Raw genomic sequence first — 13,558 nt, 5'->3', positions numbered from 1 at the left:
TTTTTTCTATGGAAAGTAATTCGTCTTCCGCTGTTCAATCAAACGCTTTCAACTTCGGTGAGTTTGTTTCCGGGGGTGTTGATCCGCGTACAGGAATGTATACGTGCTCCTTTTCTTTGGGAAAGTTGCATTCGTCGGATCTTAACGGCCCTGAGTTTGCACTTTCACTGGGTTTTAATCCGCTCAATCAGACAGATGTCGGGTTCGGCATTGGCTGGTCTTTGACCCTGACAAATTACGACTTGCGCAGCAAAGTCATGACATTGTCCAACGGTGAGCGCTACAAGGCTGTCGAGACGTCTGCCGGTCTGAAGTTCAAGGAAATGAAGCTGCAGACGGCGAAAGTGTTGGTGACCGGGGCAGGGCGTTATGAAGTTCGATACAAGGATGGTCGGCGTGAATTGCTAAAAGTCCAGGCTGGCACTCAGGTGGCGGTAGCGGAAAAAATAATCGCGGCGAACGGTGTGAGCATTGCGTTTAAGCACGAGTTGTTCAACCAGTTTCCCAGATTGAGCGAAGTCCGTGACGCCAAACGATGCCTACTGAAAATTACACGCAATGCAGGTCAGGTCACATTGACCCGGCATCCCGAAACCTCGTCCAGCGTCGACTACAAGTTGATCTTGAAAAACGCTCGAGTAACGGCAATCGAACTGCCGGTCGGTAAAGGGTGGGAACTCGAATATGAAGTCATTGATGAGGCCAGCTATTTGCACCGCGTCGTAAATCCATTGCGCGGCGTGGAAATCATTCGCTACAAACGGCAAGGTCATCAGTTCGTCAATGGCGTGGAACAGACATTGCCGTTTGTCATCGCTCACGATATTTATCCTGGCTTCGGCCAACCCAGGCTCTGCAAGGTATACACGTACTCCGACCATAACTTCCTTGGGCAGGGTCTCCTTCCGTCCAAGGACAGTGATCTGGATCCTCTCTATCTGGCGCCCGGTCACTATGTCTACAGTTCGGACGAGCAGTTGTTGGTAAGCGGCAAAGTACATACCCACATTAAACGCACCTACAACAAGTTCCATCTGTTGGTGGCTGAGGTCACAACCTGTGGCGACGCCCGGATCGCCACCGCCACGGAGTATCACTGTTCCGTCACCAAGCCCTTCAATGATCAGGTGGCCCAGTTCCGCCTGCCGAAAGTCCAGACTGTGACTCATATTGATCGGCGCACCCAACAGCAGCGTGTGGAAACCACCGTCACCGAGTTCGATGGCGAAGGCAACTTGCTCAAGCACGTTGAGCCAAGCGGGGTGATAACTTCGACGGAATTTTATCCGGCAAGTGGCGGCGTTAATTGCCCAGAGGATCCGCTGGGTTTCTCCAGATTCCCGAAAAAGAGGACAGTTACCGCTGCTGCGTCGGATGGGGGGGCGACTGTCACGTACTACGACTATGCCCTGCATACTGCGTTGGAAGGTGCGGAGCTGGCATCGGTGTTACCGGTTGGGGAACGCTTTTTCGAAGTCGTGGAGGACATTGAAGTATTACGTTCGAAAACCGAACGCAGTTACCTGAATACGCCCAAGGACCCACTCAAGCACGGGGCCACAAAAGAGCAAAGTATCCTCCTGAATGATAAAAAAACCGCTACCGGATTTTCCTATGAGCTTGAGGGTGACAGGTTGCGGGTCAAATCCAGTACACGCGGATTTGACGGCGCGCTACAGACCACTGAGAAAGTGCTTTCGACGCTAACCGGATTACCGGTGTCAGAGGTCGGTGTCGATGGCGAACGCATCGAGCATGAATACGATGCGATCGGCCGGGCAGTGTGCAAAACGGTCGCTTCCGGCACCCCCTACGCCGCCTCTACCACGTGGTCCTATCTGGCCGCCAGCCGAAAGCAACCGGCTACGAGGGTGACCACCGATCCCGCCGGCGGCGAGCAACGAGTGAGCTATGACGGCCTGGAGCGAGTGATCACCGTTCAGGAAAAGGATTGCGATCATCCAGACGAAGACGGGCTCATCCCGACTCGTACGCTTTATTCTGCCCTGCATGATTCGGTCGGTCACAAGATGGAAGTGACGCTGACCGATTGGCGTGATGGCAAGCCTTATCCGGTCAGCACCCGCTACGAATTCGATTCCTGGGGCCAGGTCAGCAAAACGCTGCATGCCGATGGGCGTATCGAACACAGCGAGGCGGATCCAGTCCTTCGCCAGCAAACCCATTGGTTCCAGGGGATGGGCAAGACACTCACCCTCATCAATGAGTTCGGTAAACCGCTCAGTGTCGAGAGCTTCAATCTGAACAACAAGAGTCTAGGCAAAAGCGTTTATACCTATGACGGGTTCGGGCGCACAACCAGCGCGACAGATCCTGTCGGCAATACCACGCGATATGAGTACGACGTTTTTGACCGGATGATCCGCTCTGTCCTGCCCGACACCAGTGTGGTCGTGACCGACTACGCCGAGCATAGCGATGAAGGGCTACCGATCGGCATCAAGGTCGGTGACAAAGTGTTGGGGCAACAATCTTATGATGGTTTGGGGCGTTTGACGCAAAGTACCGTGGGCGGGCGCAAGTCCGAGGCCGGTTATGAAGCAGGCTTCACTCAACCACAGTGGTACACGAGTGCTGATGGCAAAAAAACCGAATTCACTTACTTGCGCGATATGGGTGGTTCACTGATTGAGCGCAAGTCAGGGGAACTGGTCACGACCATGACTTATGAGCCCCTCAGCGGCAAGCCCTTGACCTGTACCGAAAACGGCCGGGAACGGCGCTTTACCTATTACCCTTCCGGACGCGTCAAATCCGAAACGACGACCTTCGGCGCTATCACGAAAGCAACGTCCAGTACCTGGTCCCTGCAGGGGCGACCGATCACCCATGTCGATGTACTCGGAGCCGAAAGCAGATCCGAATACGATCAGCATGGCCGCCTGCTATCCACCTCGCAGGGCACGCTGAAAACCGAGTTCCACTACAACATCCAGACGGGGATGCTGGACTGGACGAAAACCGAAGAAACGTCGATCAAGCGTCAAATGATCACGCGGTTTGCCTATGACGATATCGGTCGTGAAACCCGTCGTACATTCGAAATACAGGGGCAGCCGGACCAGACTCTGGAATCGACTTATACCCTTGCCGGCAAACTGGCGCAGAAAGTCTCCAGGCGTGGCACGCAACTATTGCGCGATGAACAATTCACTTACGACGTGCGCGGGCGTCTGATCCAGTACGACTGTGCTGGCAATCAAAAACCCCGCGATCCGTATGGCAAGGAAATTGTCCAGCAGACGTTCACCTTCGATGCACTGGACAACATTCTTACCGTGCAGACGAAGTTCCCGCTGGGCGTGAATCTGACCACCTTCAGTTATGACAATCCCGATCCTGTACAGCTCAGTGCAGTCAAGCATTCCCATGTCGACTATCCACCGGCAGTGACGCTGGAGTACGACGCCAACGGCAGGATGATCAAGGACGATCAGGCGCGAACTCTGGCCTATGACGCGTTCGGACGTCTTGAGCAATTGTCCGGCGCAGGGGAATCAGTCATTCGTGGCTACCATTACGACGGTTTCGACGATCTGGTTGAACTGTCGCAACCCGACAAGGTAACTACGCAGCGTTACTACTATGCAGGCTGTGTCGCCAACGAGGTGAGTGGTGAAAATTCATCCAGTGTTGTGCGTCACGGTGGCGCGCTTGTGGGGCAACAGCAACTCGGTTTGAACGCCGGCGCGCAACTGTTTGGCACCGATCAGCAGCAAAGTGTGCTGGCAACGCTGGGCAAGGAACAGCTCACCGATTGCGTCTACAGCCCCTACGGGCATCGTCCGGCTGAAGGTGGTTTGTTCAGTCTGGCGGGGTTCAACGGCGAGCAGCTGGATCCGGTAACAGGGCTGTATCTGCTGGGTAACGGTTACAGAGCCTATAGTCCGACACTGATGCGTTTTCTCGCCCCCGACAGCATGAGTCCGTTCGGCGCGGGCGGATTGAATGCCTACAGTTATTGCCTGGGCGATCCTGTCAATCGTGTCGACCCGACCGGGCATATCTCTTGGCAATCGATCCTGGGCATCGGGCTCAGTATCCTCGGGGTTGTCGCCAGCGTGCTGACGATGGGCGCGGCGACGCCATGGGCAGCGGCGGCGTTGGGACTGGCAGTGACTTCAGGCTTGGCAGGTATTGCCAGCGAAGTGGTCGACGGGCTTGCACCGGGTTCTCAAGCAGGCGAGATATTAGGCTGGATCAGTTTCGGTCTTGGGCTGGCTTCGCTCGGTGCAGGGTTGGCAGCGGGTGCAAAAGCGGCTGTGAATGCTGGCAGGAAGATGGCTTCAGCTTTTAGCAAAGGGCTCAGTCCCGGCGCCGATGACACAGCCAAAGCGGCAAAACATTTTAAGAAGCCTGGAAAAGGCGCCAAGGCTTCGGCCAAAAAAACCAAGGCGCCCGCGGAGGAAGTGGCGCAAGAGCCCTGGCAATTGCAGAAAGCCAAGGAAAACCAAATCTCGACTGACGTTAGGAATAAAATGGCTGAAGAGTTCTACAAAAATGTGGAAAGCAATAAGTCCGCCAGACAAGCCGCGGGCTTGAGCGAGATGTATTACGAGGAGTTCGGCGCAGCTGGCGATGGAAGAAAAGTAACGCATGTTTTTTTTGCGCGTTCGAAAGGACGTGGGGAGCGTATTTACCTTCTAGAAGACAGTAATACGAGAGTTTGCAAAGTCCTGCAGGCGGGGGGGCATTGGGATGATGGGCACACCAACTCAGTACTGAAATCGGCTAAAAAGATGAAAACAACACGCGTGTAAGCGGCCTGAGTACTTTGTTTGCCCGTTATGGGTTTGAAGGTCTGGAGTGCCGTTCCAGCGCCCACTCCACATGCTCTCTAACCAACTCTGACGGATAATCCCGTCGCGCCTTCAGCGCTTCCAGCACCGGAATCGTTGAGGGCGCATTGCCCAATCCCACCGCCAGATTCCTCAACCAGCGCTCATACCCGGCTCGCCGCAATGGCGAACCTTCAGTGCTACTTAAAAATTTCTCTTCGTCCCACAAAAACAGCTCGGCCAGTTCAGCATTGTCGAGGTTGTGCCGTGGCTTGAAATCGCTTTCCCCGGAAGGCTTGGCGAAGCGGTTCCACGGGCAGACGATCTGGCAGTCATCACAGCCGAACACGCGATTGCCGATCAACGGACGCAAGTCTTCAGGGATGGCGCTTTTCAGTTCGATGGTCAGATAGGAAATGCAGCGCCGCGCATCCAGCACATATGGGCCGACGAAGGCGTTGGTCGGGCAGATATCCAGACACGCAGTGCAACGGCCGCAATGTTCGCTGCTGTGCGGTTCATCCACCGGCAGCGGCAGATCGACGAACAGTTCGCTCAAGAAGAAATAACTGCCGGCCTTGCGATTGAGTACCAGCGTGTTTTTGCCGATCCAGCCCAGGCCGGCCTGTTCGGCGATGGCTTTTTCCAGCACCGGGGCGCTGTCGACAAATGCACGGAAACCGAACGGGCCGATTTCGGACTGAATCTTGTCGGCCAATTGCTGCACGCGTTTACGGATCAATTTGTGGTAATCGCGGCCCAAGGCATAACGCGAGACGTAGGCTTTTTCCGGTTGCGCGAGCATTTGCGCCATTTGTGTGTCGCCGGGCAGGTAGTCCATACGCAGCGAAACCACGCGCAACGTGCCCGGCACCAGCTCTTCCGGGTGCGAGCGTTTGCTGCCATGGGCGCCCATGTAGTCCATTTCGCCGTGGTAGCCGGCCTCGAGCCAGCGCGCGAGGTGCTGCTCATGCTCGGCCAGATCCAGACCGCTGATGCCGACTTGCTGAAAGCCCAGCTCGCGGCCCCAATCCTTGATCGATTGGGCGAGGGCGGGCAGGTCTGTGGTGATGGCGGACATGAGGCGAGAGAAACCGGAGCTGAGGTGCGTATAATTCTGCCAGACATCGGAGCCCGAAGACGCATGCCGCACACGAAAGATGAATTACCCGACGCGCTGTATGGCGCCGCACAGGTGCGCGAACTCGATGCGCGGCTGATTGCCGCTGGCACGCCGGGCTTCGAATTGATGCAGCGCGCGGCCCATGCGACCTGGCGAGCGCTGGTGCGGCAATGGCCGTCGGCGACTGAACTGACGGTGCTGGCCGGGCATGGCAACAATGCCGGTGACGGTTATCTGGTCGCAGCCATGGCACAGCGGGCCGGCTGGCAGGTGCGGGTGTTGGCGGTCGGCGATCCGCAGCGTTTGCGGGGCGATGCGGCGTTGGCCCATGCCGAAGCGTTGGCGGAGGGTGTCGCGGTGCCAGGCTGGCCGCCTCAAAGTGAACTGCGCGGCGTCATACTCGATGCACTGCTCGGCACGGGTCTGAGCGGTGATGTGCGCGAGCCTTACGTGTCGGCGATCAAGGCCATCAACGCCAGCGGTTTGCCGGTCACAGCCGTCGATATCCCTTCCGGACTGTGTGCCGACACCGGACATGTGCTGGGTATCGCCGTGCAGGCCGATCTGACGGTGACCTTTATCGGCCTGAAACTCGGCTTGTTCACCGGGGACGCGGCGGATCACGTCGGCCAATTGGTATTTAACGATTTGCAGGCCAGCGCCGACATCTATCGTGACATTCCAGTCATCGCCCGACGGCTCAACACGGCTAATCTTCCGGGATTGGCGGCGCGTGCACCAGCTTCGCACAAGGGCCGTTTCGGCCACGTGCTGCTGATCGGCGGCGATCACGGATTTGGCGGAGCGATCTTGCTCAGTACCGAAACCGCCTTGCGCAGTGGCGCGGGCATGGTGTCGCTGGCGACCCGTCCTGAACACGTCCCGGCGGCGCTGACGCGAGTGCCGGAAGCCATGGGGCTCGGAACCTCGTCGGCCAATCAGTTGATGAGTTTGCTGGAGAAAGTTTCTGTACTGGTGGTTGGTCCGGGGTTGGGACAGGCTAGCTGGGGGCGGGCGCTGTTGTCAGCTGCCGCCAATGCCGCGCTGCCGCAAGTCTGGGACGCCGACGCGTTGAACCTGTTGGCCAGTGGTCTGGTCGAGTTGCCCAAGGATTGCGTGATCACCCCGCATCCGGGCGAAGCCGCACGTTTGCTGGGAATCAGCACCGCAGAAGTGCAAGCGGATCGTCCGGCGGCAGCGTTGGCATTGAGCAAAAAATATACAACGGTTGTGGTGTTGAAAGGCGCCGGCACCCTGATCGCCCATCCCGATGGCCGTCTGGCGCTGTGTCACCAAGGTCATCCGGCCATGGCCACAGCCGGGCTGGGCGACGTGCTCGCCGGTTTGACCGGTGCGCTGCTGGCGCAAGGCATGACCGGTTTTGATGCGGCGTGTCTGGCGGTCTGGCTGCACGCCAATGCCGGTCTGCAACAAGGAAAATTCGGCCGTGGGCTGGCGGCCAGTGATCTGATTCCAGTCATTCGTCAGTTGTTGGAGGAGCAAGCACCGTGTCTGAAGTAACCCTGTACCTGGCCGATGAACAGGCCATGAGCGACTTTGGCGCACGGATCGCCCGCGTGACCCAGGGCCACGGGCTGATTTTTCTCGAAGGCAATCTGGGCATGGGCAAAACCACCCTGTCGCGGGGCATCATTCGTGGCTTGGGTCATGTTGGCGCGGTAAAAAGTCCGACCTTCACCTTGGTCGAACCTTACGAAATCGGTGACATCCGCGCCTTCCACTTTGACCTGTATCGCTTGGTCGACCCGGAAGAACTGGAGTTTCTCGGCATCCGCGACTACTTCGAAGACGACGCGATGTGTCTGATCGAATGGCCCGATAAAGGTGCAGGCTTTTTGCCAAAGCCTGACCTGACCATTACCATTAGCCCGCAAGACAGCGGGCGTTCGCTGAAAATTTTATCCCAGGGCTCGCGTGGCGAGGCCTGGTGTGCCGCTTTGGCATTGGAATCCAATTAAATGATGGGGTTAGGTATGCGCTTTCGCGCGATGGTGGCTGCCGCTGGACTGTTGTTGATGGCAGTAACCGTCAACGCTGTGGCCGATTCAAAGGTCAACAGCGTGCGCCTGTGGCGGGCGCCGGATAACACGCGACTGGTCTTCGACCTGAGCGGCCCGGTGCAGCACAGCGTTTTCACCCTGACTGCGCCGGACCGGCTGGTGATCGACATCAACGGCGCCACCCTCGGTGCGCCGTTGAATGTGCAGACCGCAAACACGCCGATCACCGCGATGCGTTCGGCCCAGCGTACGCCGACTGATCTGCGCGTGGTCATCGACCTGAAAAAAGCCGTCACCCCGAAAAGCTTCTCGCTGGCGCCGAACGCGCAGTACGGCAACCGTCTGGTGGTCGACCTGTTCGATAATCCGGCCGACGCCGCGCCGCCACCAGCGCCAACGCCGCAGGTCGCGACGGTGCCAGCCGTGCCGGTGACCCCGACAGAACCGGCAATCAAGTTGCCGCCAGCCCCCGCCGGCAAACGCGACATTATTGTGGTGATCGACGCCGGCCACGGTGGCGAAGACCCGGGTGCGTCCGGTTCGCGTGGCCAGCGTGAGAAAGACGTGGTACTGCAAATCGCCCGCGAACTGCAGCGTCAGGTCAACGGCATGAAAGGCTTCCGCGCCGAATTGACCCGTACGGGTGACTACTTCATTCCGTTGCGCGGCCGTACCGAAATCGCCCGCAAGAAAGGCGCCGACCTGTTCGTTTCGATTCACGCCGACGCCGCACCATCTGCTGCAGCCTTCGGCGCTTCGGTGTTTGCCCTGTCTGATCGTGGCGCAACCTCGGAGACCGCCCGTTGGCTGGCCGACAGCGAAAACCGTTCTGACTTGATCGGTGGCGCCGGCAACGTCAGTCTCGATGACAAGGACCGCATGCTCGCGGGCGTACTGCTCGACCTGTCGATGACGGCCTCGCTGACCTCCAGCCTCAACGTCGGGCAGAAAGTCCTGACCAACATCGGTCGCGTGACCCCGCTGCACAAGCAGCGCGTGGAGCAGGCCGGGTTCATGGTGCTGAAGTCGCCGGACATTCCGTCGATCCTGGTCGAAACCGGGTTTATCTCCAACGCCAACGAAGCGAACAAGCTCTCGGCCTCGGGCCACCAGCAAGCGCTGGCGCGTTCGATCAGCAGCGGCGTGCGCCAGTTCTTCCAGCAGAACCCGCCACCAGGCACCTACATTGCCTGGCTGCGTGATTCCGGCAAGATTGCTCAAGGCCCGCGTGATCACCGCGTTGGTCCGGGCGAAACGCTGGCGATGATCGGCGTGCGCTATCAGGTGTCGCCGGCCACGCTGCGCGCCGCCAACAACCTGAAAAGTGATGAGCTGAAAGTCGGTCAGCATCTGACCATTCCTGGCACCGAACTGGCGTCCAAAGAATGAACGAAGTGCTGAACGCCGCTGCTCGCATTGAACTGCTCAGCCCACGGCTGGCCAACCAGATTGCCGCCGGTGAGGTGGTTGAACGCCCGGCCTCGGTGATCAAGGAACTGCTGGAAAACAGTCTCGACTCCGGCGCCAAACGTATCGACGTCGACGTCGAGCAGGGCGGCGTCAAGCTGCTGCGCGTACGCGACGATGGCAGCGGTATTTCCGCCGATGATCTGCCGCTGGCCCTGGCCCGTCACGCCACCAGCAAGATCCGCAACCTCGAAGACCTTGAACAGGTGATGAGCCTCGGTTTCCGTGGTGAGGCACTCGCCTCCATCAGCTCCGTGGCGCGCCTGACCCTGACCTCGCGTACTCGCGATGCCGATCAAGCCTGGCAGGTGGAAACCGAAGGTCGTGACATGGCGCCTCGGGTTCAGCCAGCGGCGCACCCGGTCGGCACCTCGGTGGAAGTGCGCGACCTGTTCTTCAACACCCCCGCGCGACGCAAATTCCTCAAAACCGAAAAAACCGAATTCGATCATCTGCAAGAAGTGATCAAACGGCTGGCGCTGGCGCGTTTTGACGTCGCGTTTCATCTGCGCCACAACGGCAAAACCATCCTCAGCCTGCACGAGGCCCACGATGATGCGGCCCGCGCACGGCGTGTGGGGGCGATCTGTGGCTCAGGTTTCCTTGAGCAGGCGCTGCCGATCGAGATTGAGCGCAACGGCTTGCACCTGTGGGGTTGGGTCGGTCTACCGACCTTCAACCGCAGCCAGGCGGATTTGCAGTATTTCTTTGTGAATGGCCGGGCGGTGCGCGACAAACTGGTCGCCCACGCCGTGCGTCAGGCCTATCGCGACGTGCTGTTCAACGGCCGGCACCCGACCTTTGCATTGTTCTTCGAAGTTGATCCGGCTGCCGTCGACGTCAACGTGCACCCGACCAAGCACGAAGTGCGTTTCCGTGACGGGCGCATGGTGCATGACTTCCTCTACGGCACGCTGCACCGTGCGTTGGGCGATGTGCGTCCGGAAGATCAACTGGCCGGTTCCGTGACCACCGCCGTCGTGCGCCCAACCGGCCTCGATGCCGGTGAATTCGGCCCACAGGGTGAAATGCGTCTGGCGGCCAATGCGCTGCTGGAGCAACCGCAGCCGCAACCGGCGTTCAATACCTCCTCCGGTGCCAGTGCTGGCGGCGCTTATCAGTATCAATACACACCGCGCCCCCAATCGGCGGTGCCGCCGGCTGCCGAGGCGCAAGCTGCTTATCGAGAGTTTTTCGCACCGCTGCCGGAAGCCAATGCCAACGCATTGCCGGCCGGTCAGGAAGACATTCCGCCGCTCGGTTACGCGCTGGCGCAGCTCAAAGGCATTTATATTCTGTCCGAGAACGCCCAAGGTCTGGTGCTGGTGGACATGCACGCCGCTCATGAGCGGATCATGTACGAACGCCTGAAAATCGCCATGGCCAGCGAAGGCCTAAGTGGCCAGCCGCTGCTGGTGCCGGAATCCCTGGCCGTCAGCCAGCGCGAGGCCGATTGCGCTGAAGAGCACGCCGCATGGTTCCAGCGTCTGGGCTTCGAATTGCAGCGTCTGGGTCCGGAAACGTTGGCGATTCGCCAGATTCCCGCGTTGTTGAAGCAGGCCGAAGCCAACCGCCTGGTCGGCGACGTGCTGTCGGACCTGATGGAATACGGCACCAGCGACCGGATTCAGGCGCACCTCAACGAATTGCTCGGCACCATGGCCTGTCACGGCGCGATTCGCGCCAACCGGCGCCTGGCCCTGCCGGAAATGAACGGTCTGCTGCGTGACATGGAAAACACCGAACGCAGCGGTCAATGCAACCATGGCCGACCGACCTGGACCCAACTGGGCCTGGACGATCTGGACAAACTGTTCCTGCGCGGTCGTTGATGAGCCAGCTCCCTCCAGCGATTTTCCTGATGGGCCCGACCGCTGCGGGCAAGACCGATCTGGCTATCGAGCTGACCAAGGTGCTGCCGTGTGAATTGATCAGTGTCGATTCGGCGCTCGTCTACCGTGGCATGGACATCGGCACCGCCAAGCCTTCGAAAGAATTGCTGGCCGAGCATCCGCACCGTTTGATCGATATTCTTGATCCGGCCGAAGCGTATTCCGCTGCGGATTTCCGTCGCGATGCCCTGCAAGCCATGGCCGAGATCACCGCGCGCGGAAAAATTCCGCTGCTGGTCGGCGGCACGATGCTCTATTACAAGGCTTTGGTTGAAGGCTTGGCGGACATGCCAGCCGCCGACCCCGACGTCCGCGCGCAGATCGAAGAAGAGGCTGCACGCCTTGGCTGGCAAGCTCTGCACGACCAATTAGCGTCCATCGACCCAGTGTCGGCGGCGCGAATTCACCCGAACGATCCGCAGCGCCTGAGTCGCGCGCTGGAAGTTTACCGGGTCAGCGGTCAGAGCATGACCGAGCTGCGTCAGCAACAATCTGCGCAAAGTACTGAAGCAGCCGCTTCGGGACTGCAACAATTGCCCTATACTGTCGCGAACTTGGCCATTGCCCCGGCGAATCGTCAGGTACTGCACGAGCGCATTAAACAAAGATTCACAAATATGTTGGAACAGGGGTTCATCGACGAGGTCGTAGCCCTGCGTAAAAGAAGTGACCTGCATTCGGGGTTGCCGTCTATACGTGCGGTAGGCTACCGCCAAGTCTGGGACTACCTGGATGGCAAGCTGACATTGGCTGAGATGCAGGAACGGGGCGTCATCGCCACGCGCCAATTGGCCAAGCGCCAGTTCACCTGGCTGCGCAGCTGGGAAGATATACACTGGCTGGACAGTCTGGATTGCGACAATCTGCCACGCGCCTTGAAATACCTTGGGACCATCTCCATATTGAGCTGAGTCCTTGCAATTGCCGTCTATCCTTGGGGGTGTGACGGCCAAAGCCATCTGAATTACCTATTTTTTATTATTGAATCCTTAAAGGAGTGCGGCACATGTCAAAAGGGCATTCGCTACAAGACCCTTACTTGAATACTTTACGTAAAGAGAAAGTTGGGGTTTCCATCTATCTGGTCAACGGTATCAAACTGCAAGGCACGATCGAGTCGTTCGACCAGTTTGTGATCCTGCTGAAAAACACCGTGAGCCAAATGGTTTACAAACACGCTATCTCGACAGTAGTGCCGGTTCGTCCAATTCGTCTGCCTAGCGCAACCGAATCCGAAGCAGGTGACGCTGAGCCAGGTAACGCCTGATAGGAGTCTCCTTTGTTCTTTGAGCGCCACGGTGGTGGTGAACGAGTCATCCTCTTTCACTTGGATGGACAGGACCCTGAGGCGCGCGAAGATCCGCAGGAGTTTCAGGAATTGGCTAATTCGGCCGGCGCCGAGACCGTTGCGTTTTTTAACGTGCCGCGTCATCGGCCAACCGCCAAATACCTGATCGGCAGCGGCAAGGTCGAGGAACTGCGCGACCTGGTCAAGGCTGAAGAAGCCGATCTGGTGATTTTCAATCACATCCTCACGCCCAGTCAGGAACGTAACCTCGAACGTGTTTTCGAGTGTCGCGTGATCGACCGTACCGGCCTGATTCTCGATATTTTCGCCCAACGCGCCCGTACCCATGAAGGCAAGCTCCAGGTCGAACTGGCCCAGCTTGATCACATGAGCACGCGGCTGGTTCGTGGCTGGACTCACCTTGAACGTCAAGGTGGCGGTATCGGCATGCGTGGCCCGGGTGAAACCCAGCTCGAAACCGACCGCCGTCTGCTGCGGGTTCGCCTGCGCCAGATCAAGGGCCGGCTCGAGAAGGTGCGCAGTCAGCGCGAGCAATCGCGACGCGGCCGCTCCCGTGCGGATATCCCTACCGTGTCTCTGGTGGGATACACCAACGCCGGCAAATCCACACTCTTCAACAACGTGACGAAATCCGACGTCTACGCGGCCGACCAATTGTTCGCCACGCTGGATCCGACCCTGCGCCGTCTCGACATTGACGACCTGGGGCCGATTGTTCTGGCGGACACGGTGGGCTTCATTCGTCACTTGCCGCACAAGCTGGTCGAGGCATTTCGGTCTACCCTCGAAGAGTCGAGCAATTCCGACCTGCTGTTGCACGTGATCGATGCGGCCGAACCGGATCGCATGTTGCAGATCGAGCAGGTGATGGTGGTGCTGGCGATTTTGTCCGTGTTGCTGCCGGTGCTGCTGATGATCGACATGGCGCTTCCCTCTGGAGTGTCAGC

Annotated in this window: 9 protein-coding genes; 8 read left to right on the top strand and 1 reads right to left on the bottom strand. The window is 58.7% G+C overall.

The features are described 5' to 3' along the window. Window positions 1–8: 8 nt before the first annotated feature. Window positions 9–4,781: an RHS repeat-associated core domain-containing protein gene (locus ACIF4X_RS17325; protein WP_397483075.1), complete on the top strand. Its 4,773-nt coding sequence runs from the start codon at window positions 9–11 to the stop codon at window positions 4,779–4,781. A gap of 25 nt (window positions 4,782–4,806) precedes the next feature. Here the strand turns inward: ACIF4X_RS17325 and queG are convergent, their stop codons facing one another. Beyond that, on the bottom strand, window positions 4,807–5,880 hold the full coding sequence (queG, locus tag ACIF4X_RS17320; RefSeq protein ID WP_397483074.1) for a tRNA epoxyqueuosine(34) reductase QueG: 1,074 nt from the start codon (window positions 5,878–5,880) through the stop codon (window positions 4,807–4,809). 63 nt (window positions 5,881–5,943) lie between these two features. On the opposite strand from queG, the gene ACIF4X_RS17315 reads away from it, so the two are divergent. From ACIF4X_RS17315 to hflX, 7 genes are all read left to right on the top strand, one after another. After that, on the top strand, window positions 5,944–7,443 hold the full coding sequence (locus ACIF4X_RS17315; protein WP_397483073.1) for an NAD(P)H-hydrate dehydratase: 1,500 nt from the start codon (window positions 5,944–5,946) through the stop codon (window positions 7,441–7,443). Beyond that, on the top strand, window positions 7,431–7,901 hold the full coding sequence (gene tsaE, locus ACIF4X_RS17310) for a tRNA (adenosine(37)-N6)-threonylcarbamoyltransferase complex ATPase subunit type 1 TsaE (RefSeq protein ID WP_007915806.1): 471 nt from the start codon (window positions 7,431–7,433) through the stop codon (window positions 7,899–7,901). Before ACIF4X_RS17315 ends, tsaE begins: the two co-directional genes overlap by 13 nt. 57 nt (window positions 7,902–7,958) lie before the next feature. Then, window positions 7,959–9,332 (top strand): N-acetylmuramoyl-L-alanine amidase, encoded by a 1,374-nt coding sequence (locus ACIF4X_RS17305; RefSeq protein ID WP_397483123.1) that lies wholly within the window; start codon window positions 7,959–7,961, stop codon window positions 9,330–9,332. 8 nt (window positions 9,333–9,340) lie between these two features. Continuing rightward, window positions 9,341–11,242, top strand: coding sequence for a DNA mismatch repair endonuclease MutL (gene mutL / locus ACIF4X_RS17300; RefSeq protein ID WP_397483122.1), 1,902 nt, complete (start codon window positions 9,341–9,343; stop codon window positions 11,240–11,242). Further along, window positions 11,242–12,213 (top strand): tRNA (adenosine(37)-N6)-dimethylallyltransferase MiaA, encoded by a 972-nt coding sequence (gene miaA, locus ACIF4X_RS17295; RefSeq protein WP_397483072.1) that lies wholly within the window; start codon window positions 11,242–11,244, stop codon window positions 12,211–12,213. Before mutL ends, miaA begins: the two co-directional genes overlap by 1 nt. A 95-nt stretch (window positions 12,214–12,308) precedes the next feature. Further along, window positions 12,309–12,569 carry an RNA chaperone Hfq gene (gene hfq, locus ACIF4X_RS17290; protein ID WP_007902656.1) on the top strand — a complete coding sequence of 87 codons (261 nt, stop codon included), beginning with the start codon at window positions 12,309–12,311 and terminating at the stop codon, window positions 12,567–12,569. Window positions 12,570–12,581: 12 nt separating this feature from the next. Further along, window positions 12,582–13,558: ribosome rescue GTPase HflX (gene hflX, locus ACIF4X_RS17285; protein ID WP_397483071.1), on the top strand; the 977-nt coding region annotated here is incomplete at its 3' end.

Source organism: Pseudomonas sp. NPDC085632, from assembly GCF_044541255.1.
In the GTDB taxonomy this organism is placed as follows: Bacteria; Pseudomonadota; Gammaproteobacteria; order Pseudomonadales; family Pseudomonadaceae; genus Aquipseudomonas.
The sequence above is the reverse complement of the archived record's forward strand: the minus strand, read 5'-3'. Positions and strand labels throughout refer to the sequence as shown.